The following is a 25,831-nucleotide window of genomic DNA, read 5'->3' on the forward strand; positions in this document are numbered from 1 at the left end:
TTGTTCTGTTGCCCGCGCAATGGACGGCGCGGTTCTGCAGGTTCATCGCGCACTATTCATCGCGAGCAGGTCTCGCGCCTACAGCGCCACATCCAGGAACCCCGGCGACTGCGCCAGGGCGAAGGGGCTGAATACCCACCAGACCTGCTCGCAGGGGAAATACCCGCGCAGGTACGGCGTGATGGCGCCCTGTTCGCTACCGCTGGCAGCCATCTTCAGGCTGCTCTGCTCGAAATGCTGCATCCCGGCCACTTCGTCCACCATCAAGCCGGCGAACACTTCCTTGTGCTCGACCACCAGCACCCGCCGCTGCTTGCGCAGCGCCGACAGCTCATGACCGAAGAAGCCGCACAGGTCCATGATCGGCAGTAGCCGTCCGCGCAGGTTGGCCACGCCCTTGACCCAGGGCTTGACCCCGGGCAGCAACGTATAACGCGGCTCGTGCAGGACTTCGCTGACTTCGCCCATCGGCGCCACATACCAGTGCTCGCCGATGCGAAAGCCGATCCCGCTCCAGCCGTGCTGGCGGGTTTCCTGGGAGGGCAGGTCGGCCGCCAGCAGGCGGCAGCGCTGGTCGATCTCGAGCAGCAGTTCGAAGGCGGTTTGCGACTCGGCCATGGCGCGGGCGGTCAGCCGGCCAGGACGTTGTTCAGGGTCTTGATCAGGGTGTCTTCGTCGACCGGCTTGGTCAGGTAATCCTTGGCGCCCTGGCGAGTGCCCCAGACCTTGTCGGTTTCCTGATCCTTGGTGGTGATGATGATCACCGGGATATGGCTGGTTTCCGCGTCCTTGGTCAACTGACGGGTGGCCTGGAAGCCATTGAGGCCGGGCATGACGATGTCCATCAAGACCGCGTCGGGCTTTTCCTGGCGCGCCAGGGCCACGCCGTCGGCGCCGTTTTCGGCCTTCAGGACTTCATGGCCATGCTTTTCCAGCATGCCGGTCAGTTTGTACATTTCAGTCGGCGAGTCATCGACGATCAGAATACGAGCCATGGTCTTCCCCATACGAATAGGCGTGCGGCCCGCTGGCCGGACCTCAATGTGCTTGTTCTACTGCGGCGAACCCCGGCACATGGGCCTTGATCGCGCTCAGCAGCTCTTCCTTGCTGAAAGGCTTGGTCAAAAACTGGTCAGAGCCGACGATGCGACCCTTGGCCTTGTCGAACAGGCCGTCCTTGGAGGACAGCATAATCACCGGCGTGGACTTGAACGCGCTGTTGTTCTTGATCAGTGCGCAGGTCTGATAGCCATCGAGCCGCGGCATCATGATGTCGACGAAGATAATGTCCGGGTGGTTGTCGGCGATCTTGGCCAGGGACTCGAAACCGTCGACCGCGGTGATGACTTCACAGCCCACATTCTTCAACAGCGTTTCTGCCGTGCGGCGAATCGTCTTCGAATCATCGATCACCATCACCTTGAGGGCGCTGGATTGCTGTTCCATATCTGCTCTACCATCGCCACAGCGAATCGATTTTCTGCCCGTACTGGTAGCCAGTGCCTCAAGCCCTTGATGTTCAAGGCCTGAGCACGGCATGCGAGCCTTTTTAGCATACTCTCCCCATGCAATCTATCGGCCGGCCGGCGCGGTGGTTTTTCCTTGACCGGGAACCGCCCGAGCGCCACTCTGACGCCACTTTTTCAAGCCATTGCGCCCACTAATTTTCGAGGAAACCGCCCATGAGCGTTCGCGTCGGGATTGTCATGGACCCTATCGCCAGCATCTCCTACAAGAAGGACAGCTCGCTGGCCATGCTGCTGGCCGCCCAGGAGCGCGGCTGGACCCTGTTCTATATGGAGCAGCGCGACCTGTACCAGGCGACCGGTGGCGTGGCCCGGGCGCGGATGCGTCCGCTGAAGGTGTTCGCCGACCCGCACAAGTGGTTCGAGCTGGAGGCCGAGACCGACAGCGCCCTGAGCGAACTGGACGTGATCCTGATGCGCAAGGACCCGCCGTTCGACATGGAGTTCGTCTACTCCACCTACCTGTTGGAGCAGGCCGAGCGCGACGGTGTGCTGGTGGTCAACAAGCCGCAGAGCCTGCGCGACTGCAACGAAAAGCTGTTCGCCACCCTGTTCCCGCAGTGCACGCCGCCGACCATCGTCAGCCGTCGCCCGGACGTGTTGCGCGAATTCGCCGACCATCACGGTGACGTGATCCTCAAGCCGCTGGACGGCATGGGCGGCTCATCGATCTTCCGTCACACCGCCGGCCACCCGAACCTCTCGGTGATCCTCGAAACCCTGACCCAGCATGGCAAGCAGCAGATCATGATCCAGGAGTATCTGCCGGCCATCGTCGATGGCGACAAACGCATCCTGATGATCGACGGCGAACCTGTGGATTACTGCCTGGCGCGGATTCCCGCCCACGGCGAAACCCGTGGCAACCTCGCCGCCGGTGGCCGTGGCGAAGCCCGGCCGCTGACCGAGAAAGATCGCTGGATCGCCGCACAGGTCGGCCCGACCCTGCGCGAGAAAGGCCTGCTGTTCGTGGGGCTCGACGTGATCGGTGAGCACCTGACCGAAATCAACGTCACCAGCCCGACCTGCATCCGCGAGATCGACAACGCCTTCGGCACCAATATCGGCGCAATGCTGATGGATGCCATCGAGAAGAAGCTGCAAGCTGCGAGCCGCAAGCCACAAGCTTGACGGCTGTCGCATGCAGCTTGTCGCTTGAAGCTCGAGGCTTACGGCTTGAAACCAACATTGCGTTATCATGCGCCGCCTGTGAAACCCGCAATGTTGGTCTTGTGAAGTTTTTTGTGATGTTGAACCGCTGATGACTGTTGTGAACCGCTGATGGCTCTCCCTTCCGATCTGCCCCCCGAGCTGGCCCACAGCGGCGTGCGCCCGGCCGATCGCCTGGGATTTACCCTGTTCCTGGCCGCCCTGCTGCATATCGCGCTGATTCTCGGCCTGGGTTTCTCCTTCGCCGAACCCAAGCAGATCAGCAAGACCCTGGAAATCACCCTGGCCACCTTCAAGAGCGAGACCAAGCCGAAGAAGGCCGATTTCCTTGCCCAGGAAAACCAGCAAGGCAGCGGCACCCTGGACAAGAAGGCGATCCCGAAGACCACCGAAGTGGCGCCGTTCCAGGAAAACAAAGTCAACAAGGTCACCCCGCCGCCTCCGGCCAAGACCGAAGTCAAGGAAGCCGCACCCAAGGCCGCGGTCGCCACCACCGCGCCGAAACCGAAAAAGACCGTCACCAAGCGTGAAGAGGTCAAGACCGAGGCCAAACCCAAGGTTCCCGTGCCGACGTTCGACAGCGAGCAGCTGTCCAGCGACATCGCCAGCCTGGAGGCCGAACTGGCCCAGGAGCAGCAGCTGTACGCCAAGCGCCCGCGCATCCACCGCCTGAGCGCGGCCTCGACCATGCGCGACAAGGGCGCCTGGTACAAGGACGAGTGGCGCAAGAAGGTCGAGCGCATCGGCAACCTCAACTACCCGGAAGAAGCCCGGCGCAAGCAGATCTACGGCAACCTGCGGCTGATGGTCTCGATCAACCGCGACGGCTCGCTGTACGAAGTGCTGGTGCTGGAGTCCTCCGGCCAGCCGCTGCTGGACCAGGCGGCGCAGCGCATCGTGCGCCTGGCGGCGCCCTTCGCGCCCTTTACCGGCGACCTGTCGGATATCGACCGGCTGGAGATCATCCGCACCTGGAAGTTCGCCCGCGGCGACAGGCTGTCCAGCAACTGATTCCAGGGCGAAGCCATCCCCCCAGCCTTATCGCGAGCAAGCTCGCTCCTACAGGGACGGGGCAATACCTGTAGGAGCGAGCTTGCTCGCGATGGACCCGATGCCGACACAGCTGCAAAAGGCCGACCAAAATGCCCGGTGCCGCGCATCCCCAGCTTGTCAGTTCGCCCCTCCACCGCCACACTAGCGCTCATGAAAAACGTCAGCCCCAGCTACCTCAAGCATCACTTCCTGATCGCCATGCCGCACATGGCCGACCCGAACTTTGCGCACACCTTGACCTACATCGTCGAGCACAATGCCAATGGCGCCATGGGGTTGGTGGTCAATCGTCCGCAGGACCTGAACCTCGCCGACATCCTCGAGCAATTGCGCCCCGAGATCGACCCGCCAGCGCTCTGCCAGCATGTGCCGATCTTCATCGGTGGCCCGGTGCAGACCGATCGCGGTTTTGTCCTGCATCCCAGCGGCCCGACCTTCCAGGCCACGGTCGAGCTGGATGGCCTGTCGCTGTCGACGTCCCAGGACGTGCTGTTCGCCATCGCCGATGGCGTCGGCCCGGCCAAAAGCCTGATCGCCCTCGGTTATGCCGGCTGGGAAGCCGGGCAGCTGGAAGCCGAGCTGGCGGACAACGCCTGGCTGACCTGCCCGTTCGACGCCGACATCCTGTTCAACACCAGCAGTGAGCTGCGCCTGGAAGCGGCGGCCAAGCACCTGGGCATCAACCTCGCCCTGCTGACCAGCCAGGCGGGCCACGCCTGATGGCCCTGCGACTGATCCTCGGGTTCGACTACGGCACCAAACAGATTGGCGTGGCGGTTGGCCAGGCCATCACCGGCCAGGCCCGCGAGCTGTGCACCCTGAAGGCGCAGAACGGCGTGCCGGACTGGAACCAGGTCGAAGCCCTGATCAAGGAATGGAAGCCGGACGCGGTGGTGGTCGGCCTGCCATTGAACATGGACGGCACCCCGAGCGAGATGTGCGTACGCGCCGAGAAATTCGCCCGGCGCCTCAATGGCCGCTATAACCTGCCCTTCTATACCCATGACGAACGCCTGACCACCTTCGAGGCCAAGGGCGAACGCCTGGCCCGGGGCGGCCAGAAAGGCAGTTACCGCGACAACCCGGTCGACGCCATCGCCGCCGCCCTGCTGCTGCAAGGCTGGCTCGACGAAAACGCAGCGCTGCTGAACAACTGAAACGCCGAATCCTGAAGATGCGTGGCCACCCCCCGGCCACGCGCCTCCTGGCCACAACACCAGCCGTAAGACCCTGCGCCTCGCTGCATGCAACCAGGCGCGGGCCCACGAAGGAGCAATCATGAGCCTGCCCAATCCCGCCGAACTGATCAGCCAGATGGCCGTGCGTCTCACCGCCCACCTGGAACAACGCGCCATCAGCGAGCCCCGCTATATCGGCATCCGTACCGGCGGCGTCTGGGTCGCCCAGGCCCTGCTCGCGGAACTGGGCAGCGACGCGCCGCTGGGCACCCTGGATGTGTCCTTCTACCGCGACGACTTCAGCCAGAACGGCCTGCACCCGCAGGTGCGCCCTTCCGAGCTGCCGTTCGAGATCGAGGGCCAGCACCTGATCCTGATCGACGACGTGCTGATGAGCGGCCGCACCATCCGCGCCGCCCTCAACGAGCTGTTCGACTATGGCCGCCCGGCCAGCGTGACCCTGGTCTGCCTGCTGGACCTGGACGCCGCCGAGCTGCCGATTCGCCCGAACGTGGTCGGTGCCACCCTGTCGCTGGCCGCCCACGAGCGGGTAAAATTGTCCGGTCCTGCGCCGCTTCAACTCGAGCTTCAAGACCTCGCCCTTTAATTCGCCCCTCTAAAGAGTCCATTGCGATGACGCCTCTAGACGCCAAGCGCCCGCTGCAGCTCAACGATCAGGGCCAGCTGCGCCATTTCCTCTCGCTCGACGGTCTGCGTCGCGAGCTGCTGACGGAAATCCTCGACACCGCCGACTCCTTCCTCGAAGTCGGCGCCCGGGCGGTGAAGAAAGTCCCTTTGCTGCGCGGCAAGACCGTGTGCAACGTGTTCTTCGAAAACTCCACCCGCACCCGCACCACCTTCGAACTGGCGGCCCAGCGCCTGTCGGCGGACGTGATTACGCTCAACGTGTCCACCTCCTCGGCCAGCAAGGGTGAAACCCTGCTCGATACCCTGCGCAACCTCGAAGCCATGGCCGCCGACATGTTCGTCGTGCGCCACGGCGACTCCGGCGCCGCGCACTTCATCGCCGAACATGTGTGCCCGCAGGTGGCGATCATCAACGGCGGCGACGGCCGCCACGCCCACCCGACCCAGGGCATGCTCGACATGCTCACCATCCGTCGGCACAAGGGCGGCTTCGAAAACCTCTCGGTGGCCATCGTCGGCGACATCCTGCACTCGCGGGTGGCGCGCTCGAACATGCTGGCCCTGAAAACCCTGGGTTGCCCGGACATCCGCGTGATCGCGCCAAAGACCCTGCTGCCGATCGGCATCGAGCAATACGGGGTGAAGGTCTACACCGACATGGCCGAAGGCCTGAAAGACGTCGACGTGGTGATCATGCTGCGCCTGCAGCGTGAGCGCATGCAGGGCGGCCTGCTGCCGAGCGAGGGCGAGTTCTACCGCCTGTTCGGCCTGACCACCGCGCGCCTGGCCGGCGCCAAGCCGGACGCCATCGTCATGCACCCGGGGCCGATCAACCGCGGCGTGGAGATCGAATCGGCGGTGGCCGACGGTCCGCACTCGGTGATCCTCAACCAGGTGACCTACGGCATCGCGGTACGCATGGCCGTACTGTCCATGGCCATGAGCGGGCAGACCGCCCAGCGACAATTCGAGCAGGAGAACGCCCAGTGAAGCTCAGCATTCTCGGCGCCCGTGTCATCGATCCAAGCAGCGGCCTGGATCAAGTCAGCGATATCCATCTGGAAGCCGGCAAGATCGTCGCCATCGGCGCCGCGCCCGCCGGTTTCAACGCGGTCGAAAGCCTCGACGCCAAAGGCCTGGTGGCCGCGCCCGGACTGGTGGACCTGAACGTCTCCCTGCGCGAGCCGGGCTACAGCCGCAAAGGCACCATCGCCAGCGAAACCCGCGCCGCCGCGGCCGGTGGCGTCACCAGCCTGTGCTGCCCGCCGCGCACCAAGCCGGTGCTGGACACCTCGGCGGTGGCCGAGCTGATCCTCGATCGCGCCCGCGAAGCCGGCAATACCAAGGTGTTCCCGATCGGTGCCCTGAGCAAAGGCCTGGACGGCGAACAGCTGGCCGAGCTGATCGCCCTGCGCGACGCCGGTTGCGTGGCCTTCGGCAACGGCCTGGAGGGTTTCCGCAGCGCCCGTACCCTGTGCCGGGCGCTGGAATACGCGGCAACCTTCGACCTGACGGTGATTTTCCACTCCCAGGACCGCGACCTGGCCGAAGGCGGCCTGGCCCACGAAGGCGCCACCGCCAGCTTCCTCGGCCTGCCGGGCATTCCGGAAACCGCGGAAACCGTGGCGCTGGCCCGTGACCTGCTGCTGGTGGAACAAAGCGGCGTGCGCGCCCACTTCAGCCAATTGACCAGTGCCCGCGGTGTGGCCCTGATCGCCCAGGCCCAGGCCCGTGGCCTGCCGGTGACCGCCGATGTGGCGCTGTACCAGCTGATCCTCACCGACGACGCGCTGATCGACTTCTCCAGCCTCTATCACGTGCAGCCGCCGCTGCGCTCGCGCGCCGACCGCGAAGGCCTGCGTGAAGCGGTGAAGTCCGGGGTGGTCCAGGCCATCTCCAGCCATCACCAGCCCCATGAACGCGATGCCAAGCTGGCACCTTTCGGGGCTACCGAGCCGGGCATCAGCAGCGTCGAGCTGCTGCTGCCACTGGCCATGACCCTGGTGGAAGACGGCCTGCTCGACCTGCCGACCCTGCTGGCACGCCTGAGCAGCGGCCCGGCCGACGCCCTGCGCCTGCCGGTCGGCAAGCTGGCGGTGGGCGCCCCGGCGGACCTGGTACTGTTCGACCCGAGCACGTCCACCGTGGCCGGCGAACACTGGCTGTCGAAAGGCGAGAACTGCCCGTTCCTTGGCCATAGCCTGCCGGGCGCGGTGCGCTACACCCTGGTGGATGGGCGGATCAGCCACAAGGGCTGACGGCCATGATCGCGAGCAAGCTCGCTCCTACAGGTACGGCACAGGCCACATGGGCGCCGTACTTCTTCTGTAGGAGCGAGCTTGCTCGCGATAGCGCTCCTGCATTCAACGCCGCTGCGCGTTACGCAACGACACCTGGTCGTTCAGTGTCCAGAAGTCGTACAAGACCCCCAGAAAGAACACCCCGCCAGTCAGCAGGTACAGCAGGCCGCTGATCCATTTGCCCTGATACATACGGTGCACGCCAAAGATCCCGAGAAAGGTCAGCAGGATCCAGGCGACGCTGTACTCGATCGGTCCCGGGGTAAAACGCAGGTCGGCCTCGCGGTCCATGGCCGGGATCAGGAACAGGTCGATCAGCCAACCGATACCCAGCAAGCCCAGGGTGAAAAACCAGATAGTCCCGGTAATCGGCTTGCCGTAATAGAAGCGGTGAGAGCCGGTAAAACCGAAAATCCACAACAGGTAACCGATCACCTTGCTGTGGGTGTCATGGGTCGAACCGTCCGGGCGATAGGTGTTCATTGAGTACCTCGTTCCACGCAATAGATAAATTTTCTTTAATTCTTTGTGACTTTTTTACAGGCAGCCGACGTGTGGCAAATGTTAAGGTCGCTGCCGTGAAACCCTTGTACTGCCTGACTTCTGTCGGACAATTGCGTCAATTTGCCGCCTCTTCAGCGAATTTGACCTCCAGGTTGAATCGACCAACGGCCTGAGAAGTGACAAAAAAGCTGTTATAAAGTTGCGCGCTAACCCATATGAGCCTTGCCTAATGCGTCCATTTTTCAAGACATGGCTAACCATTTGCCTATTGATGCCACTGGCCGCCCACGCCACCAATCGTGAGCAACGTCTTCCCAACGTGAACGGCTTCACTCCAAAAGCCCACGTTACCCAAGTCAGCAAGAACAGCTCCAAGAACAAGCTGTCGGTCAAACGCCCGACCCACCTGAGCAGCGTCAGCAGCAAGCCGGTGCCGCAGATGGCGGCCAAGCAGAGCAGCACCGTGCTCAGCCGTGCCGTCAACGTACTGGGTACCCCTTACCGTTGGGGCGGCAGCAGCCCAAGCAAAGGCTTCGACTGCAGCGGCCTGGTGAAATACGCGTTCAACGACGTCGCCGCCGTCGATCTGCCGCGCACCTCCAATGCTATGGCCAGCGGCCACGGGCAGAAAGTCGAGCGCAAGGACCTCAAGCCTGGCGACCTGCTGTTCTTCAACCTCAAGAGCCGCCGGGTCAACCACGTCGCCATCTACCTGGGCAACGATCGTTTCATCCACGCGCCGCGCCGCGGCAAGTCGGTGACCATCGATACCCTGAAGAAGCCGTACTGGGACAAGAACTACGTAGTGGCCAAGCGGGTCCTGCCAAAAGAGCAGAACACCCTGCGCATCGTTCAGCGCTGATCGCCCCCCTCTGATCGCGAGTCATCGAGCAGCCTGCTCGATGGCTCGCGATTGCATTTACCGCCTCGAACCCTCTCCAGCCTCAAAGACTGTCCGGCGCCCGCGCCTTCTCCCGGGCGTGCTCCCGACTGACCAGCCCCGCATCCACCAGCGCCTTCAGGCTCATGTCCAGGGTCTGCATCCCCTGCGCCCCGCCGGTCTGGATCGCCGAGTACATCTGCGCCACCTTGTCCTCGCGGATCAGGTTACGGATCGCCGCGCTGCCCAGCATGATCTCGTGGGCCGCTACCCGGCCGCCGCCGATACGCTTCACCAGCGCCTGGGAAATCACCGCCTGCAGCGATTCCGAGAGCATGGAGCGGACCATCGCCTTCTCCTCGGCCGGAAACACATCCACCACCCGGTCCACGGTTTTCGCCGCCGAGGTGGTGTGCAGGGTACCGAACACCAGATGCCCGGTCTCCGCGGCGGTCAACGCCAGGCGAATGGTTTCCAGGTCGCGCATCTCGCCGACCAGGATCACATCCGGGTCCTCGCGCAGGGCCGAACGCAGCGCCGTGGAGAAGCTGTGGGTGTCGCGATGCACCTCGCGCTGGTTGATCAGGCACTTCTTCGATTCGTGGATGAACTCGATGGGGTCCTCGATGGTGAGGATGTGCTGGTGCCGGCTCTGGTTCAGGTGATCGATCATCGCCGCCAGGGTGGTCGACTTGCCCGAACCGGTCGGTCCGGTCACCAGTACCAGGCCGCGGGGCACTTCGCTGATGCGGCGAAACACCTCGCCCATGCCCAGTTCGTCCAGGCTCGGCACCTTGGCCGGAATGCTGCGAAAGACCGCGCCAGCGCCGCGCTGATGGTTGAAGGCATTGACCCGAAAGCGCGCCAGGCCCGGCACCGCGAAGGAAAAGTCGATCTCCAGCGCGGCCTTGAACTCGGCCCGCTGCGGGTCCGTCATGCTGGCCAGGATCAGCTCGTGCACCTGTTGCGCCTCCAGCACCGGCAGGTTGATCCGGCGAATATCGCCGTCGATGCGAATCATCGGCGGCAAACCGGCCGAGAGGTGCAGGTCCGAAGCGCCCTGTTTGACGCTGAAGGCCAGCAACTCAGTGATATCCATAGCGTTCCCCAATTCCAGTAGAATGCCGCGAACCCAAGACCCGCTGGCGTACATCGAATGTCCACGATAGCAGACAACATCGCCCTGGTTAGCGCACGGATCCGTGCCGCGGCGCAGGCCTCGCAACGTGACGAAAGCAGTATCCATCTGCTGGCCGTGAGCAAGACCAAGCCCGCCGCGGCGCTGCGTGAAGCCTATGCCGCCGGCCTGCGCGACTTCGGCGAGAACTACCTGCAGGAAGCCCTGGGCAAACAGGCGGAACTCGGCGACCTGCCCTTGAGTTGGCACTTCATCGGCCCCATTCAGTCGAACAAGACGCGAGCTATCGCCGAGAACTTCGCCTGGGTGCATTCCGTGGATCGCTTGAAAATCGCTCAACGCCTGTCCGAGCAACGCCCGGCCGACTTGCCGCCGTTGAACATCTGCATTCAGGTCAATGTCAGCGGCGAGGCCAGCAAGTCTGGTTGCACGCCGGCCGACCTGCCCGCCCTGGCCAGCGCCATCGGCGCCTTGCCGCGCCTGAAACTGCGCGGGCTGATGGCGATTCCCGAGCCGACCGAAGATCGTGCCGCCCAGGACGCCGCCTTCGCGGCCGTGCGCCGCCTGAACGAAAACCTGCACGCCAGCCTCGACCTGCCAACCGACACACTTTCCATGGGCATGAGCCACGACCTCGAAGCGGCCATCGCCCAAGGCTCCACCTGGGTACGTATCGGTACCGCCCTGTTTGGCGCTCGCGATTATGGCCAGCCATGACCGTGGCGGCCCCACCTCTGAATAAGGACCTGTCATGAGCAAGACTCGTATCGCCTTTATCGGCGCCGGCAACATGGCTGCCAGCCTGATCGGCGGCCTGCGCGCCAAGGGCCTGGACGCCAGCCAGATCCGCGCCAGCGACCCGGGCGCCGAAACCCGCGCCAAGGTCCAGGCCGAGCACGGCATTGAACTGTTCGCCGACAACGCCGAAGCCATCGACGGCGTCGACGTGGTGGTGCTGGCGGTCAAGCCACAGGCCATGAAGGTCGTGTGCGAAGCCCTGCGCCCCAGCCTGAAGCCGCACCAGCTGATCGTGTCCATCGCCGCCGGCATCACCTGCGCCAGCATGAACACATGGCTCGGCGAGCAGCCGATTGTGCGCTGCATGCCCAACACCCCGGCCCTGCTGCGCCAGGGCGCCAGCGGCCTGTACGCCACCGCCGCGGTGAGCGCGGAGCAACGCCAGCAGGCGCAAGAGCTGCTGTCGGCTGTGGGCATCGTCCTGTGGCTGGAACAGGAGCAGCAACTGGACGCGGTGACCGCGGTGTCCGGCAGCGGCCCGGCGTATTTCTTCCTGCTGATCGAAGCCATGACCGCCGCCGGCGAGAAGCTCGGCCTGCCACGGGAAACCGCCCGGCAACTGACCCTGCAGACCGCGCTGGGCGCGGCGCACATGGCGGTGTCCAGCGACGTCGACGCGGCCGAACTGCGCCGCCGCGTGACCTCGCCGGCCGGTACCACGGAAGCGGCGATCAAGTCGTTCCAGGCCAGCGGCTTCGAAGCCCTGGTGGAAAAAGCATTGGGTGCCGCCGCGCACCGCTCGGCCGAGATGGCCGAACAACTGGGCCAATAAGGAGCCAATGATGATTGGATTGAACACTGCGGCGGTGTACGTGCTGCAAACCCTGGGCAGCCTGTACCTGCTGATCGTGCTGCTGCGCTTCGTGCTGCAACTGGTACGCGCCGACTTCTACAACCCGCTGTGCCAGTTCGCCGTGCGCGCCACCCAGCCGCTGCTCAAGCCGATGCGCCGGGTCATCCCGAGCCTGTTCGGCCTGGACATGTCGTCGCTGATCCTGGCGATCGTCGTGCAACTGCTGCTGATGGCCCTGACCCTGCTGCTGACCTACGGCACCACCGGCAACCCGGTGCAGCTGCTGATCTGGTCGATCATTGGCGTGACCGCGCTGTTCATGAAGATTTTCTTCTTCGCCCTGATCATCAGCGTGATCCTTTCCTGGGTCGCCCCGGGCAGCCATAACCCGGGCGCCGAACTGGTCAACCAGATCTGCGAGCCGGCCCTGGCGCCGTTCCGCCGCATCCTGCCGAGCATGGGCGGCCTGGATATCTCGCCGATCCTGGCGTTCATGGTGCTCAAGCTGATCGACATGCTGGTGATCAACAACCTGGCAGCGATGACCATGATGCCGGAAATCCTGCGCCTGCTGATCTGACCCGGCCTCTGTGATGAGCTACTTTCGCTGGGACGGCGACGACCTGATCCTGGAGTGTCACCTGCAACCTGCGGCCCGTAGCGATGACTTCGCCGGGCTGCATGGCGAGCGCCTGAAGATCCGCCTCACCGCGCCGCCAGTGGAGGGCAAGGCCAACGCCTACCTGATGGCGTTCCTGGCCAAGGCGTTCGGCGTGTCCAAGAGCCAGGTCAGCCTGATCAGCGGCGAGCTGAACCGGCAGAAACGGGTGCGGATCAACGCGCCGAAGAAGCTGCCGGATCTGCCTGGCCTGACGCGCCAGACCTGAGCCTGTTTCGCGAGCAAGCTCGCTCCTACAAGGTCACCGCAGCCCCTGTAGGAGCGAGCTTGCTCGCGATAAATGGCCCGCTTGGCAATGCAATGAAATCAGCCCCGGCCTTTGCTTGCCGCTGGGGGCAGCGGTCTTTAGACTTACGCCTCATTTAAACGAGAGCAGGGTCGATGCCAACTGCCTTTCCCGCCGATTCCGTTGGTCTGGTGACGCCGCAAGTGGCGCACTTCAGCGAGCCCCTGGCCCTGGCCTGCGGTCGCTCCCTGCCAGCCTATGATCTGATCTTTGAGACTTACGGCCAGCTGAACGCCACGGCGAGCAATGCCGTGCTGATCTGCCACGCCCTGTCCGGCCACCATCACGCCGCCGGCTACCACAGCCCCGACGACCGCAAGCCGGGTTGGTGGGACAGCTGCATCGGCCCGGGCAAGCCGATCGACACCAACAAGTTCTTCGTCGTCAGCCTGAACAACCTCGGCGGCTGCAACGGCTCCACCGGCCCGAGCAGCATCAACCCGGACACCGGCAAGCCGTTCGGCGCCGATTTCCCGGTGCTGACCGTGGAAGACTGGGTGCACAGCCAGGCACGCCTGGCCGACCGGATCGGCATCCACCAGTGGGCCGCCGTGATCGGCGGCAGCCTGGGCGGCATGCAGGCCCTGCAATGGACCATCACCTACCCGGACCGGGTGCGCCATTGCCTGGCCATCGCCTCGGCGCCCAAGCTGTCGGCGCAGAACATCGCCTTCAACGAAGTGGCGCGCCAGGCCATCCTCACCGACCCCGAATTCCACGGCGGTTCGTTCCAGGAACAGGGCGTGATCCCCAAGCGCGGGCTGATGCTGGCGCGGATGGTCGGACACATCACCTACCTGTCCGACGACTCCATGGGCGAGAAATTCGGCCGTGGCCTGAAGAGCGAAAAGCTCAACTACGACTTCCACAGCGTCGAGTTCCAGGTCGAAAGCTACCTGCGTTATCAGGGCGAGGAGTTCTCCGGGCGGTTCGACGCCAACACCTATCTGCTGATGACCAAGGCCCTGGATTACTTCGATCCGGCGGCGAACTTCGACGATAACCTGGCGAAAACCTTCGAAGGCGCCAAGGCCAAATTCTGCGTGATGTCCTTCACCACCGACTGGCGCTTCTCCCCGGCCCGCTCGCGGGAGCTGGTGGACGCCCTGATGGCCGCGCGCAAGGACGTCAGCTACCTGGAAATCGATGCGCCACAGGGCCACGACGCCTTCCTGATTCCGATCCCGCGCTACTTGCAGGCGTTCGGTAATTACATGAACCGAATTACGGTGTGAACAAGCCATGAGAGCTGATCTGGAAATCATCCAGGAATGGATCCCCGCCGGCAGCCGCGTGCTCGACCTCGGTTGCGGCAATGGCGAACTGCTGAGCTGGCTGCGCGATCACAAGCAGGTCACCGGTTATGGCCTGGAAAACGACCCGGACAACATCGCCGAGTGCGTAGCCAAGGGCATCAACGTCATCGAGCAAGACCTGGACAAGGGCCTGGGCAACTTCGCCAGCAACAGCTTCGATATCGTGGTCATGACCCAGGCCCTGCAGGCCGTGCACTACCCGGACCGGATCCTCGACGAAATGCTGCGGGTCGGCCGCCAGTGCATCATCACCTTCCCCAACTTCGGCCACTGGCGCTGCCGCTGGTACCTGGCCAGCAAGGGGCGGATGCCGGTCTCCGAATTCCTGCCGTACACCTGGTACAACACGCCGAACATCCACTTCTGCACATTCGAGGACTTCGAAGAGCTTTGCCGCGAACGTGAAGCCAAGGTCATCGATCGCCTTGCGGTGGATCAACAGCACCGCCACGGGTGGGCCAGTAAGCTATGGCCTAATCTGTTAGGTGAGATCGGCATCTACCGCGTCAGCAGCCCCGGCCTGCAGGATCACCAGATCGCGGTATAAACCAGGTTCAAAGCAAGGAGAACGATCATGGGTCGCTTGGTTACTTTTCTATTGGCAGCGTGCCTGAGCGCGTCGGCGATGGCCGCCGAGCCCATCAAGGGCGAGCGCCAGGAAGTGTTCGGTGACGTGACCGTGCACTACAACACCTTCAACTCCACCTTCCTGCAACCGGATATCGCCAAGGCCGCGGAGCTGGTGCGCAGCAAGAACCAGGGCGTGATCAACGTTTCCGTGCTCAAGGCCGGCAAACCGCTGGTCGCCCAGGTCACCGGGACCGTCAAGGACCTGACCAGCCAATCGGTGCCGCTGAAATTCAAGCAGGTCACCGAACAGGGCGCGATCTACTACATCGCCCAATACCCGGTGGAACAGCAGGAAACCCGCACCTTCGAAATCAAGGTGCAGACCGGCGACACGATCAACACCATCAATTTCAACCAAGAGCTTTTCCCCGGCGAATGATGACTTTTACCCAACTCGTACTGGCCAGCCATAACGCCGGCAAACTCAAGGAACTCCAGGCCATGCTCGGCGACTCGGTGCACCTGCGCTCGATCGGCGAGTTCAGCAGCGTCGAGCCGGAAGAAACCGGCCTGTCGTTCGTCGAGAACGCCATCCTCAAGGCCCGCAACGCTTCGCGCATTTCCGGCCTGCCGGCGCTGGCGGACGATTCGGGCCTGGCGGTGGACTTCCTCGGCGGCGCGCCGGGCATCTACTCGGCGCGTTACGCCGACGGCCAGGGCGACGCGGCGAACAACGCCAAGCTGCTGGACGCCCTGAAGGACGTCCCCGAGGCCGAGCGCGGCGCGCAATTCGTCTGCGTGCTGGCACTGGTGCGGCATGCCGAGGATCCGCTGCCGATCCTCTGCGAAGGCCTGTGGCACGGACGCATCCTCACGGCGGCCAGCGGTGAGCACGGTTTCGGCTACGACCCGCTGTTCTGGGTGCCGGAGCGCAACTGCTCCAGCGCCGAACTGGACCCGATCCAAAAGAACCAACTCAGCCATCGCGCCCGCGCCATGGCCCTTCTGCGGCAACGCTTGAGCCTGCAATGACCATTGATTCGTCCGCGCAACCGCTGATTCTCGGCGGTGCGCAAACGCCCCGGGCGGCCCTCCCCCATCTGCCGCCCCTGGCGCTGTACATCCACATCCCGTGGTGTGTACGCAAATGCCCTTACTGCGACTTCAACTCCCACGCCGCCAGCCCGGTGCTGCCGGAAGAAGAGTACGTCGACGCCCTGCTGGCTGACCTCGACCAGGACCTGCCCGCCGTCTACGGCCGCGAGCTGAGTTCGATCTTCTTCGGCGGCGGCACGCCGAGCCTGTTCAGCGCCCAGGCCCTGGGCCGGCTGCTCAAAGGCGTGGAGCAACGCATCCCGTTCGCCCACGACATCGAGATCACCCTGGAAGCCAACCCCGGGACCTTCGAGCAGGAGAAGTTCACCGCCTATCGCGCCCTGGGCATCAATCGCCTGTCGATCGGCATCCAGAGCTTCCAGGAAGACAAGCTCAAGGCCCTAGGCCGCATCCACAACGGCGACGAGGCGGTCCGCGCCGCCGGCATGGCGCGCCAGGCCGGGTTCGACAACTTCAACCTGGACCTGATGCACGGCCTGCCGGATCAGTCCCTGGACGACGCCCTGGGCGACCTGCGCCAGGCCATCGCCATGAAACCGACCCACCTGTCCTGGTACCAGCTGACCCTGGAGCCCAATACGGTGTTCTGGAACCAGCCGCCGACGCTGCCGGAAGACGACACCCTGTGGGATATCCAGGAAGCCGGCCAGGCGCTTTTGGCCGAACACGGCTACGCCCAGTACGAAGTCTCGGCCTATGCCCAGCCCGGCCGAGCGGCACGGCACAACCTCAATTACTGGAGCTTCGGCGACTTCATCGGCATCGGCGCCGGCGCCCACGGCAAGCTCAGCCATCCGGACGGGCGCATCGTGCGCACCTGGAAGACCCGCCTGCCCAAGGACTACCTCAACCCGGCGAAAAACTTCAAGGCCGGCGAAAAGGACCTGAGCAACGAAGAACTGCCGTTCGAGTTCTTGATGAACGCCCTGCGCCTGACCGAAGGCGTCGAGGCCCGGCTGTACCCGGAGCGCACCGGGCTGCCCCTGGAAAGCCTCGCCGAAGGTCGCCGCGACGCCGAACAAAGCGGCCTGTTGCAGGTCGAACCGTCACGCCTGGCGGCCACCCCGCGCGGCCAACTCTTCCTCAATGACTTGCTGCAGAAATTTCTGAGCTGATTTCAGCCCTAAGGGAAAACGAATGGATTTGATACTCGACCTGCTCGCTACCGTGTCCCGCTGGAGTCGCAGCAACCTTTCAGAAATCTCCCTGGCCCTGGTCGGCTGCCTGTTGGTGCTGTTCGGTGCCGATATCAAAGGCTGGGTCGAAGCGCGCCTGGGCGGCCTCGCCGGCGCTCTGCGCGTACCGATGATGGCGCTGCTGTGCATGATCGGCAGCGGCGCGGCGCTGATCTACGCCACGCCATGGATCGTCCGCGGCCTGAGCCAGTTCAACAATTACAGCCTGGCGCCGGTGCTGCTGGTGGTGCTGGTGCTGATCGGCGTCGTCGCCGACCGCCGCTGACCTGTAGCCGCTGCCGCAGGCTGCGATTGGCTGCGCAGCAGCCATAAACCCAGACACTGCATTACACCTGACGTATCGCATCAACAGGCTTGGCGGTCGCTTCGCAACCGATCGCAGCCTGCGGCAGCGGCTACATGACTTATGCACAAGGATGAATATGAGCAGAAAAGCCGCCGAAGAAGTCAGCAAATTTCTCAGCTACGTGCTGCGCCACGAGCCGCAGGCGATTGGCCTGCAGCTGGACAGCGAAGGCTGGGCCGGGATCGATGCCTTGATCGAGGGTGCCGCCAAGGAAGGACGCCAGCTGACGCCCGAACTGATCGCCGAGGTGGTCGCCAGCAACGACAAGAAACGCTTCGCCCTGTCCGAGGACGGCCAGCGCATTCGCGCCGTGCAAGGCCATTCCAGCAAGACCGTGAGCTTGCAACTGGCCGAGCAGCAGCCACCGGCCGTGCTTTACCACGGCACCGCCACGCGGTTCATGGACTCGATCAACGAGAAAGGCCTGATCCCAGGCGCACGCCATCACGTGCACCTGTCACAGGACCTGGCGACCGCCGAATCGGTGGGGCAGCGTTACGGGAAGGTGGTGATACTCAAGATCGCCGCACAGGACATGCAGGCGCAGGGCTTCAAGTTCTATCAGGCGGAGAACGGGGTCTGGCTGACCGATCAGGTTCCGGCGAATTTCATCGCAATCCTGTAGGAGCTGGCTTGCCAGCGATTGGCCCGCAAGAAGCCCATCGCCGGTCAGCCGGCCCCTACAAGGCTGGGCTCAAGCCAGCTTTTCGAACTTCAGATCCCACACACCATGGCCCAGGCGCTCGCCGCGGCGCTCGAACTTGGTGATCGGGCGCTCGGCCGGGCGCGGCACGCACTTGCCGTCTTCGGCCAGGTTGCGGTAACCCGGCGCGACATTCATCACTTCCAGCATGTACTCGGCATAAGGCTCCCAGTCGGTGGCCATATGCAGGATGCCGCCGACCTTCAGCTTGCTGCGCACCAGCTCGGCGAAGGACGCCTGAACGATACGACGCTTGTGGTGACGGCTCTTGTGCCACGGATCGGGGAAAAACAGCATCAGGCGATCCAGGCTGTTATCGGCGATGCAGCGGTTGAGCACTTCGATCGCATCGCAATCGTAGACCCGCAGGTTGGTCAGGCCCTGGGTCAGCACGCCGTTGAGCAGCGCGCCGACACCCGGACGGTGCACTTCCACACCAATGAAATCCTGCTCCGGCGCGGCCGCGGCCATTTCCAGCAGCGAGTGGCCCATGCCGAAGCCGATTTCCAGGGAACGTGGCGCCGATCGGCCAAACACCTGATCGAAATCCACCGGCGCGTCGGCCAGCGGCAGCACATACAGCGGCGCGCCCTGCTCCAGGCCGCGCTGCTGGCCTTCGGTCATGCGCCCGGCGCGCATCACGAAACTCTTGATGCGGCGGTGTTGGCGCTCGTCGCCGGCTTCCGGCTGGATTGGCGTGTCGTTTGATTCAGTCATCAATGGCTCTTACTTGATCAGACCATCCAGCGGCGAGGAGGCGCTGGCATAGAGTTTCTTCGGCATGCGGCCGGCGAGGTACGCCAGGCGGCCTGCCACAATGGCGTGCTTCATGGCTTCGGCCATCAGCACCGGTTGTTGCGCATGGGCGATGGCCGAGTTCATCAGCACCGCTTCGCAGCCCAGTTCCATGGCGATGGTGGCGTCGGAGGCAGTACCGACACCGGCATCCACCAGCACCGGGACCTTGGCTTCTTCGAGGATGATCTGCAGGTTGTACGGGTTGCAGATCCCCAGGCCAGTACCGATCAGGCCAGCCAGCGGCATGACCGCGATGCAGCCCATTTCCGCCAGCTGGCGGGCGATGATCGGGTCATCGCTGGTGTACACCATCACGTCGAAACCTTCCTTGACCAGCACTTCGGCGGCCTTGAGGGTTTCCAGCACGTTGGGGAACAGGGTTTTCTGGTCGGCCAGCACTTCCAGCTTCACCAGGTTGTGGCCGTCGAGCAGTTCACGGGCCAGGCGGCAGGTGCGCACGGCCTCGACCGCGTCATAGCAGCCGGCGGTGTTCGGCAGGATGGTGTAGCGGTCCGGCGGCAGGATATCCAGCAGGTTCGGTTCGCCCGGGTTCTGCCCGATATTGGTCCGGCGCACGGCGACGGTGACGATCTCGGCACCCGAGGCTTCGATGGCCAGGCGGGTTTCTTCCATGTCACGGTACTTGCCGGTGCCTACCAGCAAACGCGACTGGTAAGTACGACCGGCCAGAACGAAAGGCTTGTCGCTGCGAACGTTGCTCATCGGAAATCCTCTGTTGGGGTGAGGTTCTTGCAGAATGCTTTATTAGACCAAACGCCGTGAAAACGTAGCGAGCGAAGGCAAGACAAGGCAAAAACAGGCGAGGAACGGTTGGAGTCGCACCCGACTTTACTGGCTGTAAATGAGCATTCCGAGCCTGTTTTTAACGCAGTATTGCGCGCGAAGCCTGCAGTAGTTTTCACGGTGTTTGGCTAGCCGCCGCCGATGGCGTGGACTACTTCGACCTGATCGCCCTCGTTGAGGGTGGTCTCGGCGTGCAGGCTGCGCGGGACGATATCCAGGTTGAGTTCGACCGCGATCCGGCGTCCGGTCAGGTCCAGACGGGTCAGCAGGGCCGCAACGGTTTCGCCGTCGGGCAGTTCAAAGGATTCGCCGTTCAACTGAATGCGCATGCCGGATGCCGCCATCATTTTTAGGGGCCAGCATTCTAGCCCGATCATGACCTAAAGGTCAGCTACAAGCGTCAAGCGGTCAGTTGCAAGCGCCAGGCGGCAAGACCCAGGCATAACCAGCCGATCAGGAAGGCCAGCCCACCGAACGGGGTGACAATGCCCAGCTTGCTGAAACCGGTCAGGGTCAGCAGGTAGAGGCTGCCGGAAAACAGCAGGATGCCGATGGCGAACGAAGCGCCGGCCCAGGTCATCAGGCGGCCGGGGATCTGCGTGGCCAGCAGCGCCACGCCCAGCAGCGCCAGGGTGTGCACCAGCTGGTAAGTGACGCCGGTATGGAAAATCGCCAGGTATTCCGCGCTCAGGCGATTTTTCAAGCCATGGGCAGCGAATGCGCCCAGGGCAACGCCGGTAAAGCCGAAAAAGGCGGCCAGCATCAGGAAACCACGCAGCATGAGGAACTCCAGTCAGAATCGTCGGTCGGGCCTGTATAATGGCGCGCTCAACGGGTTCGGCCAAGCCATCTCTATGCTGCGTTTATTTTTCCGTCGTTTCTCTAAAGCCCTGCTCTGGTTCGCCGTCGGCAGTGTTTTGCTGGTGCTGGTGTTCCGTGTCGTGCCGCCTCCGGGCACGGCCTTGATGGTCGAACGCAAGGTCGAATCCTGGGTCGACGGCGAACCCATCGACCTGCAACGCAGCTGGAAACCCTGGGACGAGATCTCCGACGACCTGAAGGTGGCGGTGATCGCCGGTGAAGACCAGAAGTTCCCTGAACACTGGGGGTTCGACTTCGGCGCGATCCAGGCCGCCTTCGCCCACAACGAGCGCGGCGGTTCGATTCGTGGCGCCAGCACCCTGAGCCAGCAGGTGGCGAAAAACCTGTTCCTGTGGTCCGGACGCAGCTGGCTGCGTAAAGGGCTGGAGGCTTGGTTCACCGGGCTGATCGAGATCTTCTGGCCCAAGCAACGGATTCTCGAGGTCTACCTCAACAGCGTTGAGTGGGACGAAGGCGTATTTGGTGCCGAGGCCGCGGCGCGGCATCACTTCGGCGTCAGCGCGGGCTCGCTGTCGCGGCAGCAGGCCAGCCTGCTGGCCGCGGTCCTGCCCAATCCACGGGTATGGAGTGCCAGCCATCCAAGCAGCTACGTGGCGCAACGGGCCGGCTGGATCCGCCGGCAGATGAACCAGCTGGGCGGCGACAGCTACCTGCTGGGCCTGAACGATTCGCGCAAGGCGCTGTGGGCGCAGTGACGTTCAAGATCTGATCGCGAGCAAGCTTCGCTCCCACAGAAGAATGCGCGGCCCCGTAGGCGCGAAGCTTGCTCGCGATAGCGTCCTTACAGACAGCGCCGCCCCAACGCCACAAACAAAAACGCCCCGATCGAATCGGGGCGTTTTGTATTGCGTGGCGTATTACGCGGCAATCGATAGCTTGAGCTTGTTCATCGCGCTCTTCTCGAGCTGACGGATACGCTCGGCCGAGACGTTGTACTTCTGCGCCAGGTCGTGCAGCGTGGCTTTCTCTTCCGCCAGCCAGCGCTGATAGAGGATGTCGCGGCTGCGGTCGTCCAGCACTTCCAGCGCTTCGTGCAGGTTGCTGGTGGAGTTGTCGGTCCAGTCGGCGTCTTCCAGCTGACGAGCCGGATCGTACCGGTGGTCTTCCAGGTAGTTGGCCGGCGATTGGAAGGCGCTGTCGTCATCCGCTTCGGCGGCTGGGTCGAAGGCCATGTCATGGCCGGTCAGGCGGCTTTCCATCTCGCGCACTTCGCGCGGCTCCACACCGAGGCTTTCCGCCACACGATGGACTTCTTCGTTGTTCAACCAGGCCAGGCGCTTCTTCTGGCTGCGCAGGTTGAAGAACAGCTTGCGCTGGGCCTTGGTGGTCGCGACTTTCACGATGCGCCAGTTGCGCAGGATGAACTCGTGGATTTCCGCCTTGATCCAGTGCACGGCGAACGAAACCAGACGCACACCCATTTCCGGATTGAAGCGTTTTACAGCCTTCATCAGGCCGACGTTGCCTTCCTGAATCAGGTCGGCCTGGGCCAGACCGTAGCCGGAATAGCTACGGGCGATATGTACGACAAAACGCAGGTGGGCGAGCACCATCTGCCGAGCCGCCTCAAGATCCTGCTCATAGTAGAGACTCTCGGCCAGTTCACGCTCCTGCTCGGGCGTCAGCAATGGAATGCTGTTCACCGTGTGCACATAGGCCTCCAGGTTCGCACCCGGGACCAAGGCATAAGCAGGTTGCAAAGAAGTGGTCATACGAAAAAACCTCCGACTCACATAACTCGTGCTTATTCAGCACTGCTGAAAATTGACCGGGAACCACAAAACAAGTTCCCAAAAATTCTAAAAGGTCAATACAAGCAAAAAGACACTATTTCGGCGCCAGCTCCCGCAAGTGACGGGCCACCGCAATCCACGCACCGATATACCCCAACAACACCGCGCCAAGCAAGAGTGATAGACCATCGGCGACCGGTACGCCAGCCAGGGCGAAATCACTGCCGTACAAGCCGGCCAACCCCACTACCGCGTCGTTCAGCCAGTCGAGGCCGAACGCCAGAACACCCCAGGACAGAATCCCCGCACCGAAGCCATACAAGGCGCCCATATAAAGGAAGGGACGCCGCACATAACTGTCCGTGCCGCCGACGAGTTTAATCACTTCTATCTCGGTGCGGCGGTTTTCAATATGAAGACGAATGGTATTGCCTATCACCAAAAGTAATGCAGAAACCAGCAACACCGTCAGGCCGAAGACAAACCGGTCGCCCAGCTTGAGGATCGCCGCCAGCCGCTCGACCCACACCAGGTCCAGTTGCGCCTGCTGCACCTTGGGCATTTCCGCCAGGCGCTGGCGCAAGGCTTCCAGGGTTGCCTTGTCCACTTCGTTCGGCGTGACCAGGACCACGCCCGGCAGCGGGTTCTGCGGCAACTCCTTGAGCGCCTCGCCCAGCCCGGACTGCTGCTGGAACTCGTCCAGGGCCTTGTCCTTGCTGATGAACTCGGCATCCGCCACGCCCGGCATGGCCTTGATCTGCTCACTCAGGCTTTCGCCCTCGGTGGCGCTGGCGTCGAGCTCCAGGTACAGGGAAATCTGCGCCGCGCGCTGCCAGGAGCCACCCAGGCGCTCGACGTTGTTGAGCAACAACGATAAGCCCATCGGCAGGCTCAGGGCCACGGCCATCACCAGGCAGGTGAAGAAACTGCCGATCGGCTGCTTGCCCAGGCGACGCAGGCTGTCGAGCAGGCTGGCGCGATGGCTTTCGATCCAGGCGTGCAGCAGGGTGCTGAAATCCGGACCGTCGTCTTCGTCGCGTTTTTTCTTCTGCGGCGGTTGATCCGGGGCTTTCGGAGCCACGCGTTCGGCCACTTTAGGGCTGCGGGTCGCACTCATACGCTAGCCTCCCCGTCGCCGATCAATCGGCCGCGTTGCAGGGTCAGCATGCGGTGGCGCATGCGCGCGATCAGCGCCAGGTCGTGACTGGCGATCAGCACGCTGGTGCCCAGACGGTTGATATCTTCGAATACGCCCATGATTTCCGCCGCCAGACGCGGGTCGAGGTTACCTGTGGGTTCGTCCGCCAGCAGCAAGGCCGGGCGGTGCACGATGGCGCGAGCAATGCCGACGCGCTGCTGCTGACCGGTGGACAGGTCGCCCGGGTAAAGATCGGTCTTGTCCGAGAGCGCCACGCGCTCCAGGGCCGAGTCCACGCGCTTGGCGATTTCGGCCTTGGACAGGCCGAGGATCTGCAGCGGCAAGGCGACATTGTTGAAAACGGTGCGATCGAACAGCAGCTGGTGGTTCTGGAACACCACGCCGATCTGCCGCCGCAGGAACGGAATCTGCGCATTGCTGATGGTGCTCAGGTCCTGACCGGCCAACAGCAGCTTGCCGCTGGTTGGACGCTCCATGGCCAGCAGCAACCGCAGCAGCGTGGACTTGCCGGCGCCAGAATGACCGGTGACGAACAGAAACTCGCCCCGACGAACCCGGAAACTCAGCTCGTGCAAGCCGACATGGCCGTTCGGATAACGCTTACCGACCTGTTCGAAACGAATCATGAACGCTCCCGCTCGGCAAACAGTGCCTGGACAAAGGGTTCGGCTTCAAAGGTACGCAGGTCGTCGATGCCCTCACCGACGCCGATATAGCGGATCGGCAGGCCGAACTGCTTGGCCAGGGCGAAGATCACCCCGCCCTTGGCGGTGCCGTCAAGCTTGGTCAGGGCCAGGCCGGTCAGCTCGACCGTCTGGTTGAACTGCTTGGCCTGGTTGATGGCGTTCTGGCCGGTACCGGCGTCGAGCACCAGCAACACTTCGTGCGGCGCGTCGGCGTCGAGCTTGCCGATCACCCGGCGGACCTTCTTCAGCTCTTCCATCAGGTTGTCTTTGGTGTGCAGGCGGCCGGCGGTGTCGGCGATCAGCACATCGATGCCACGGGCCTTGGCGGCCTGCACGGCGTCGAAGATCACCGAAGCCGAGTCGGCGCCGGTGTGCTGGGCGATGACCGGGATCTTGTTGCGCTCACCCCAGACCTGCAGCTGTTCCACGGCTGCGGCGCGGAAGGTGTCGCCCGCGGCGAGCATGACCTTCTTGCCTTCGAGCTGCAGCTTCTTGGCCAGCTTGCCGATGGTGGTGGTCTTGCCGGCGCCGTTGACGCCCACCACCAGAATCACGAAGGGCTTGGTTTGCGAAGCGATCTGCAGCGGCTGCTCCACCGGCTTGAGCATGCTCGCCAGCTCGGCCTGCAGCGACTTGTACAGCGCATCGACGTCGGTCAGCTGCTTGCGCGCGACCTTCTGGGTCAGGTTCCGGATGATCACCGCGGTGGCTTCCACGCCCACGTCGGCGGTCAGCAGGCGGGTCTCGATATCTTCCAGTAACTCGTCGTCAATGGTCTTCTTGCCCAGGAACAGGCTGGCCATGCCTTCGCCAATGCTGGCGCTGGTCTTGGACAGGCCCTGCTTGAGGCGGGCGAAGAAGCCGACCTTGTTGTCTTCGGCACGGGGCGGCTCGACGGCAGCAGGCACTTCGACCGCCGCGACCGGAGCAACTGGAGCAACGACAACCGGGGCAGGCTCCGGTGCTCGGACAGGCTCGGGCTGCACGAAGGCCGCGATCACTGGTTGTGGCACGTCCTCCTCTTCGATCGGCGCCTGGGCCGCAGCTGGCTCGCTGTGTGCCAACTCGGCCACCAACAGCTCGGCGGCTTGCTGCACATCGGTCGCGGCCGGAATCGGCGGGGTGATGTGCGGCGCCTGCTCGTCTTCCACCAGCGCCACCGGCTCTTCCGCCACCGGCAGGGTCAGCCAGGGCTTGTGCTCGGGGGTCAGCGGCAGTTCCGGCGCGGGAGCATGTTCGACCGCCGGCGCAGGTTGTTCAGGCTGCAGGATCGGCTCGGCAATCGGCGACACCACAGGAGCGGCGACTTCGACAACCGGGGCTTGATCTATAACGGGAGCGGGAGCCGGGGCAGGCTCGACAGGGACTTGTGGCTGTTCGACGACGGTTTCCTGCGGTTTTTTGCGCAGCCATCCGAACAGGCCTTTCTTTTCGCCAGCCGCGGCTGGGGTCTTCTTGTCGTCGTTGGAACCAAACATGGAGGACGGCTATCTCAAGGTAGCGACGCGCCATCAAGGCGCACCGGCAAATAAATATTCGATGCAGAACAGACTGCGTTTCCGCCGGCTT

The 25,831-nt window shown here is 63.5% G+C and carries 33 protein-coding genes; 20 read left to right on the plus strand and 13 right to left on the minus strand.

The annotated features are described in order from the left end of the window. Positions 1 to 78: 78 nt before the first annotated feature. Genes J4D28_RS21280 through pilG form a run of 3 tightly spaced genes read right to left on the minus strand, consistent with a single transcriptional unit; the run spans position 79 to position 1,446 of the window. On the minus strand, positions 79 to 618 hold the full coding sequence (locus J4D28_RS21280; RefSeq protein ID WP_016704857.1) for a chemotaxis protein CheW: 540 nt from the start codon (positions 616 to 618) through the stop codon (positions 79 to 81). Between the two features lie 11 nt (positions 619 to 629). Then, entirely contained in the window at positions 630 to 995 is a 366-nt protein-coding gene (gene pilH, locus J4D28_RS21285; protein ID WP_007953328.1) for a twitching motility response regulator PilH, read from the minus strand. 43 nt (positions 996 to 1,038) lie between these two features. Continuing rightward, on the minus strand, positions 1,039 to 1,446 hold the full coding sequence (gene pilG / locus J4D28_RS21290; RefSeq protein ID WP_009051308.1) for a twitching motility response regulator PilG: 408 nt from the start codon (positions 1,444 to 1,446) through the stop codon (positions 1,039 to 1,041). 236 nt (positions 1,447 to 1,682) lie between these two features. On the opposite strand from pilG, the gene gshB reads away from it, so the two are divergent. The 7 genes from gshB to J4D28_RS21325 all read left to right on the plus strand — a co-directional run bounded on the left by gshB (position 1,683) and on the right by J4D28_RS21325 (position 7,833). Beyond that, positions 1,683 to 2,657 (plus strand): glutathione synthase, encoded by a 975-nt coding sequence (gshB, locus tag J4D28_RS21295; RefSeq protein ID WP_009051309.1) that lies wholly within the window; start codon positions 1,683 to 1,685, stop codon positions 2,655 to 2,657. A gap of 150 nt (positions 2,658 to 2,807) precedes the next feature. After that, positions 2,808 to 3,707 carry an energy transducer TonB gene (locus tag J4D28_RS21300; RefSeq protein ID WP_007929970.1) on the plus strand — a complete coding sequence of 300 codons (900 nt, stop codon included), beginning with the start codon at positions 2,808 to 2,810 and terminating at the stop codon, positions 3,705 to 3,707. A 192-nt stretch (positions 3,708 to 3,899) separates the two neighbouring features. After that, a complete protein-coding gene (locus J4D28_RS21305) occupies positions 3,900 to 4,469 on the plus strand; it encodes a YqgE/AlgH family protein (RefSeq protein ID WP_007929972.1) in 570 nt (189 codons plus the stop codon). After that, complete coding sequence (gene ruvX / locus J4D28_RS21310) at positions 4,469 to 4,906, plus strand: Holliday junction resolvase RuvX (RefSeq protein WP_009046019.1); 438 nt, start codon at positions 4,469 to 4,471, stop codon at positions 4,904 to 4,906. Before J4D28_RS21305 ends, ruvX begins: the two co-directional genes overlap by 1 nt. A 121-nt stretch (positions 4,907 to 5,027) precedes the next feature. Beyond that, the gene (gene pyrR, locus J4D28_RS21315; protein WP_007929976.1) at positions 5,028 to 5,534 is read left to right on the plus strand and encodes a bifunctional pyr operon transcriptional regulator/uracil phosphoribosyltransferase PyrR; all 507 of its coding nucleotides are present in this window, start codon (positions 5,028 to 5,030) and stop codon (positions 5,532 to 5,534) included. A 26-nt stretch (positions 5,535 to 5,560) separates the two neighbouring features. Next, a complete protein-coding gene (locus J4D28_RS21320) occupies positions 5,561 to 6,565 on the plus strand; it encodes an aspartate carbamoyltransferase catalytic subunit (protein ID WP_007929978.1) in 1,005 nt (334 codons plus the stop codon). After that, on the plus strand, positions 6,562 to 7,833 hold the full coding sequence (locus J4D28_RS21325) for a dihydroorotase (RefSeq protein ID WP_009051310.1): 1,272 nt from the start codon (positions 6,562 to 6,564) through the stop codon (positions 7,831 to 7,833). The genes J4D28_RS21320 and J4D28_RS21325 overlap by 4 nt, the downstream gene beginning before the upstream one ends. Positions 7,834 to 7,938: 105 nt before the next feature. Here J4D28_RS21325 and J4D28_RS21330 read toward each other — a convergent pair whose 3' ends face one another. Next, positions 7,939 to 8,358, minus strand: a complete 420-nt coding sequence (locus J4D28_RS21330; protein ID WP_009051311.1) for a TM2 domain-containing protein — start codon at positions 8,356 to 8,358, stop codon at positions 7,939 to 7,941. Positions 8,359 to 8,608: 250 nt separating this feature from the next. Between J4D28_RS21330 and J4D28_RS21335 the strand changes: the two genes are divergently transcribed. Then, entirely contained in the window at positions 8,609 to 9,241 is a 633-nt protein-coding gene (locus tag J4D28_RS21335) for a C40 family peptidase (protein ID WP_009046022.1), read from the plus strand. Between the two features lie 82 nt (positions 9,242 to 9,323). Here J4D28_RS21335 and J4D28_RS21340 read toward each other — a convergent pair whose 3' ends face one another. Beyond that, positions 9,324 to 10,358 carry a type IV pilus twitching motility protein PilT gene (locus J4D28_RS21340; protein ID WP_038575072.1) on the minus strand — a complete coding sequence of 345 codons (1,035 nt, stop codon included), beginning with the start codon at positions 10,356 to 10,358 and terminating at the stop codon, positions 9,324 to 9,326. A 57-nt stretch (positions 10,359 to 10,415) separates the two neighbouring features. Here J4D28_RS21340 and J4D28_RS21345 point away from each other — a divergent pair, with 57 nt between their 5' ends. The 11 genes from J4D28_RS21345 (at position 10,416) to J4D28_RS21395 (ending at position 18,122) form a co-directional block, all read left to right on the plus strand. Continuing rightward, a complete protein-coding gene (locus J4D28_RS21345; protein WP_103331448.1) occupies positions 10,416 to 11,114 on the plus strand; it encodes a YggS family pyridoxal phosphate-dependent enzyme in 699 nt (232 codons plus the stop codon). Between the two features lie 34 nt (positions 11,115 to 11,148). Further along, positions 11,149 to 11,967, plus strand: a complete 819-nt coding sequence (gene proC / locus J4D28_RS21350; RefSeq protein ID WP_103331447.1) for a pyrroline-5-carboxylate reductase — start codon at positions 11,149 to 11,151, stop codon at positions 11,965 to 11,967. Positions 11,968 to 11,977: 10 nt separating this feature from the next. Then, positions 11,978 to 12,568, plus strand: a complete 591-nt coding sequence (locus tag J4D28_RS21355; RefSeq protein ID WP_009051315.1) for a YggT family protein — start codon at positions 11,978 to 11,980, stop codon at positions 12,566 to 12,568. A 13-nt stretch (positions 12,569 to 12,581) separates the two neighbouring features. Beyond that, positions 12,582 to 12,875 (plus strand): DUF167 domain-containing protein, encoded by a 294-nt coding sequence (locus tag J4D28_RS21360; protein WP_028683556.1) that lies wholly within the window; start codon positions 12,582 to 12,584, stop codon positions 12,873 to 12,875. Between the two features lie 173 nt (positions 12,876 to 13,048). Next, positions 13,049 to 14,188, plus strand: a complete 1,140-nt coding sequence (locus J4D28_RS21365; protein WP_009051317.1) for a homoserine O-acetyltransferase — start codon at positions 13,049 to 13,051, stop codon at positions 14,186 to 14,188. A 7-nt stretch (positions 14,189 to 14,195) separates the two neighbouring features. Then, on the plus strand, positions 14,196 to 14,816 hold the full coding sequence (metW, locus tag J4D28_RS21370; RefSeq protein WP_007921185.1) for a methionine biosynthesis protein MetW: 621 nt from the start codon (positions 14,196 to 14,198) through the stop codon (positions 14,814 to 14,816). A 27-nt stretch (positions 14,817 to 14,843) separates the two neighbouring features. Then, positions 14,844 to 15,278, plus strand: coding sequence for a DUF4426 domain-containing protein (locus tag J4D28_RS21375; protein ID WP_028683555.1), 435 nt, complete (start codon positions 14,844 to 14,846; stop codon positions 15,276 to 15,278). Then, positions 15,275 to 15,871, plus strand: coding sequence for an RdgB/HAM1 family non-canonical purine NTP pyrophosphatase (gene rdgB / locus J4D28_RS21380; RefSeq protein ID WP_009051318.1), 597 nt, complete (start codon positions 15,275 to 15,277; stop codon positions 15,869 to 15,871). Before J4D28_RS21375 ends, rdgB begins: the two co-directional genes overlap by 4 nt. Next, the gene (hemW, locus tag J4D28_RS21385) at positions 15,868 to 17,070 is read left to right on the plus strand and encodes a radical SAM family heme chaperone HemW (protein WP_009051319.1); all 1,203 of its coding nucleotides are present in this window, start codon (positions 15,868 to 15,870) and stop codon (positions 17,068 to 17,070) included. Before rdgB ends, hemW begins: the two co-directional genes overlap by 4 nt. A 22-nt stretch (positions 17,071 to 17,092) precedes the next feature. Continuing rightward, positions 17,093 to 17,416, plus strand: coding sequence for a DUF3392 domain-containing protein (locus J4D28_RS21390; RefSeq protein WP_007921199.1), 324 nt, complete (start codon positions 17,093 to 17,095; stop codon positions 17,414 to 17,416). Between the two features lie 157 nt (positions 17,417 to 17,573). Further along, on the plus strand, positions 17,574 to 18,122 hold the full coding sequence (locus J4D28_RS21395; protein ID WP_101283832.1) for an RNA 2'-phosphotransferase: 549 nt from the start codon (positions 17,574 to 17,576) through the stop codon (positions 18,120 to 18,122). A 69-nt stretch (positions 18,123 to 18,191) separates the two neighbouring features. Here J4D28_RS21395 and trmB read toward each other — a convergent pair whose 3' ends face one another. The 4 genes from trmB to J4D28_RS21415 form a co-directional block, all read right to left on the minus strand. Beyond that, positions 18,192 to 18,917 carry a tRNA (guanosine(46)-N7)-methyltransferase TrmB gene (trmB, locus tag J4D28_RS21400; RefSeq protein WP_016704842.1) on the minus strand — a complete coding sequence of 242 codons (726 nt, stop codon included), beginning with the start codon at positions 18,915 to 18,917 and terminating at the stop codon, positions 18,192 to 18,194. A gap of 9 nt (positions 18,918 to 18,926) precedes the next feature. Beyond that, positions 18,927 to 19,721 carry a thiazole synthase gene (locus J4D28_RS21405; protein ID WP_007921204.1) on the minus strand — a complete coding sequence of 265 codons (795 nt, stop codon included), beginning with the start codon at positions 19,719 to 19,721 and terminating at the stop codon, positions 18,927 to 18,929. Between the two features lie 209 nt (positions 19,722 to 19,930). Beyond that, positions 19,931 to 20,131, minus strand: coding sequence for a sulfur carrier protein ThiS (gene thiS, locus J4D28_RS21410; RefSeq protein ID WP_016704841.1), 201 nt, complete (start codon positions 20,129 to 20,131; stop codon positions 19,931 to 19,933). Between the two features lie 71 nt (positions 20,132 to 20,202). Further along, positions 20,203 to 20,583: a DUF423 domain-containing protein gene (locus J4D28_RS21415; RefSeq protein WP_016704840.1), complete on the minus strand. Its 381-nt coding sequence runs from the start codon at positions 20,581 to 20,583 to the stop codon at positions 20,203 to 20,205. 73 nt (positions 20,584 to 20,656) lie between these two features. Here J4D28_RS21415 and mtgA point away from each other — a divergent pair, with 73 nt between their 5' ends. Beyond that, complete coding sequence (mtgA, locus tag J4D28_RS21420; protein WP_009051324.1) at positions 20,657 to 21,379, plus strand: monofunctional biosynthetic peptidoglycan transglycosylase; 723 nt, start codon at positions 20,657 to 20,659, stop codon at positions 21,377 to 21,379. A gap of 162 nt (positions 21,380 to 21,541) precedes the next feature. Here mtgA and rpoH read toward each other — a convergent pair whose 3' ends face one another. From rpoH to ftsY, 4 genes are all read right to left on the minus strand, one after another. Continuing rightward, on the minus strand, positions 21,542 to 22,396 hold the full coding sequence (rpoH, locus tag J4D28_RS21425) for an RNA polymerase sigma factor RpoH (RefSeq protein WP_007921212.1): 855 nt from the start codon (positions 22,394 to 22,396) through the stop codon (positions 21,542 to 21,544). A 115-nt stretch (positions 22,397 to 22,511) separates the two neighbouring features. Next, positions 22,512 to 23,534, minus strand: a complete 1,023-nt coding sequence (gene ftsX, locus J4D28_RS21430) for a permease-like cell division protein FtsX (protein WP_009051325.1) — start codon at positions 23,532 to 23,534, stop codon at positions 22,512 to 22,514. Further along, positions 23,531 to 24,202, minus strand: coding sequence for a cell division ATP-binding protein FtsE (gene ftsE, locus J4D28_RS21435; RefSeq protein WP_009051326.1), 672 nt, complete (start codon positions 24,200 to 24,202; stop codon positions 23,531 to 23,533). Before ftsE ends, ftsX begins: the two co-directional genes overlap by 4 nt. Next, positions 24,199 to 25,740 (minus strand): signal recognition particle-docking protein FtsY, encoded by a 1,542-nt coding sequence (gene ftsY, locus J4D28_RS21440; protein ID WP_016704837.1) that lies wholly within the window; start codon positions 25,738 to 25,740, stop codon positions 24,199 to 24,201. The genes ftsE and ftsY overlap by 4 nt, the downstream gene beginning before the upstream one ends. Positions 25,741 to 25,831: the final 91 nt, after the last annotated feature.

This window comes from Pseudomonas sp. GW531-T4 (assembly GCF_017349615.1).
Taxonomy (GTDB): domain Bacteria; phylum Pseudomonadota; class Gammaproteobacteria; order Pseudomonadales; family Pseudomonadaceae; genus Aquipseudomonas; species Aquipseudomonas chlororaphis_I.

Excerpts from the sequence above, each read along its gene's own strand:
- J4D28_RS21280 (WP_016704857.1), bottom strand. The coding sequence starts at position 618 with ATGGCCGAGTCGCAAACCGCCTTCGAACTGCTGCTCGAGATCGACCAG.
- J4D28_RS21395 (WP_101283832.1), top strand. The coding sequence starts at position 17,574 with ATGAGCAGAAAAGCCGCCGAAGAAGTCAGCAAATTTCTCAGCTACGTG.
- J4D28_RS21320 (WP_007929978.1), top strand. The coding sequence starts at position 5,561 with ATGACGCCTCTAGACGCCAAGCGCCCGCTGCAGCTCAACGATCAGGGC.
- J4D28_RS21330 (WP_009051311.1), bottom strand. The coding sequence starts at position 8,358 with ATGAACACCTATCGCCCGGACGGTTCGACCCATGACACCCACAGCAAG.
- rdgB (WP_009051318.1), top strand. The coding sequence starts at position 15,275 with ATGATGACTTTTACCCAACTCGTACTGGCCAGCCATAACGCCGGCAAA.
- J4D28_RS21300 (WP_007929970.1), top strand. The coding sequence starts at position 2,808 with ATGGCTCTCCCTTCCGATCTGCCCCCCGAGCTGGCCCACAGCGGCGTG.
- J4D28_RS21305 (WP_007929972.1), top strand. The coding sequence starts at position 3,900 with ATGAAAAACGTCAGCCCCAGCTACCTCAAGCATCACTTCCTGATCGCC.
- J4D28_RS21375 (WP_028683555.1), top strand. The coding sequence starts at position 14,844 with ATGGGTCGCTTGGTTACTTTTCTATTGGCAGCGTGCCTGAGCGCGTCG.
- mtgA (WP_009051324.1), top strand. The coding sequence starts at position 20,657 with ATGCTGCGTTTATTTTTCCGTCGTTTCTCTAAAGCCCTGCTCTGGTTC.
- J4D28_RS21365 (WP_009051317.1), top strand. The coding sequence starts at position 13,049 with ATGCCAACTGCCTTTCCCGCCGATTCCGTTGGTCTGGTGACGCCGCAA.
- gshB (WP_009051309.1), top strand. The coding sequence starts at position 1,683 with ATGAGCGTTCGCGTCGGGATTGTCATGGACCCTATCGCCAGCATCTCC.
- pilH (WP_007953328.1), bottom strand. The coding sequence starts at position 995 with ATGGCTCGTATTCTGATCGTCGATGACTCGCCGACTGAAATGTACAAA.
- pyrR (WP_007929976.1), top strand. The coding sequence starts at position 5,028 with ATGAGCCTGCCCAATCCCGCCGAACTGATCAGCCAGATGGCCGTGCGT.
- J4D28_RS21340 (WP_038575072.1), bottom strand. The coding sequence starts at position 10,358 with ATGGATATCACTGAGTTGCTGGCCTTCAGCGTCAAACAGGGCGCTTCG.
- ftsE (WP_009051326.1), bottom strand. The coding sequence starts at position 24,202 with ATGATTCGTTTCGAACAGGTCGGTAAGCGTTATCCGAACGGCCATGTC.
- ruvX (WP_009046019.1), top strand. The coding sequence starts at position 4,469 with ATGGCCCTGCGACTGATCCTCGGGTTCGACTACGGCACCAAACAGATT.
- J4D28_RS21415 (WP_016704840.1), bottom strand. The coding sequence starts at position 20,583 with ATGCTGCGTGGTTTCCTGATGCTGGCCGCCTTTTTCGGCTTTACCGGC.
- pilG (WP_009051308.1), bottom strand. The coding sequence starts at position 1,446 with ATGGAACAGCAATCCAGCGCCCTCAAGGTGATGGTGATCGATGATTCG.
- J4D28_RS21335 (WP_009046022.1), top strand. The coding sequence starts at position 8,609 with ATGCGTCCATTTTTCAAGACATGGCTAACCATTTGCCTATTGATGCCA.
- J4D28_RS21405 (WP_007921204.1), bottom strand. The coding sequence starts at position 19,721 with ATGAGCAACGTTCGCAGCGACAAGCCTTTCGTTCTGGCCGGTCGTACT.
- metW (WP_007921185.1), top strand. The coding sequence starts at position 14,196 with ATGAGAGCTGATCTGGAAATCATCCAGGAATGGATCCCCGCCGGCAGC.
- trmB (WP_016704842.1), bottom strand. The coding sequence starts at position 18,917 with ATGACTGAATCAAACGACACGCCAATCCAGCCGGAAGCCGGCGACGAG.
- J4D28_RS21345 (WP_103331448.1), top strand. The coding sequence starts at position 10,416 with ATGTCCACGATAGCAGACAACATCGCCCTGGTTAGCGCACGGATCCGT.
- J4D28_RS21390 (WP_007921199.1), top strand. The coding sequence starts at position 17,093 with ATGGATTTGATACTCGACCTGCTCGCTACCGTGTCCCGCTGGAGTCGC.
- proC (WP_103331447.1), top strand. The coding sequence starts at position 11,149 with ATGAGCAAGACTCGTATCGCCTTTATCGGCGCCGGCAACATGGCTGCC.
- hemW (WP_009051319.1), top strand. The coding sequence starts at position 15,868 with ATGACCATTGATTCGTCCGCGCAACCGCTGATTCTCGGCGGTGCGCAA.
- ftsY (WP_016704837.1), bottom strand. The coding sequence starts at position 25,740 with ATGTTTGGTTCCAACGACGACAAGAAGACCCCAGCCGCGGCTGGCGAA.
- ftsX (WP_009051325.1), bottom strand. The coding sequence starts at position 23,534 with ATGAGTGCGACCCGCAGCCCTAAAGTGGCCGAACGCGTGGCTCCGAAA.
- J4D28_RS21360 (WP_028683556.1), top strand. The coding sequence starts at position 12,582 with ATGAGCTACTTTCGCTGGGACGGCGACGACCTGATCCTGGAGTGTCAC.
- thiS (WP_016704841.1), bottom strand. The coding sequence starts at position 20,131 with ATGCGCATTCAGTTGAACGGCGAATCCTTTGAACTGCCCGACGGCGAA.
- rpoH (WP_007921212.1), bottom strand. The coding sequence starts at position 22,396 with ATGACCACTTCTTTGCAACCTGCTTATGCCTTGGTCCCGGGTGCGAAC.
- J4D28_RS21355 (WP_009051315.1), top strand. The coding sequence starts at position 11,978 with ATGATTGGATTGAACACTGCGGCGGTGTACGTGCTGCAAACCCTGGGC.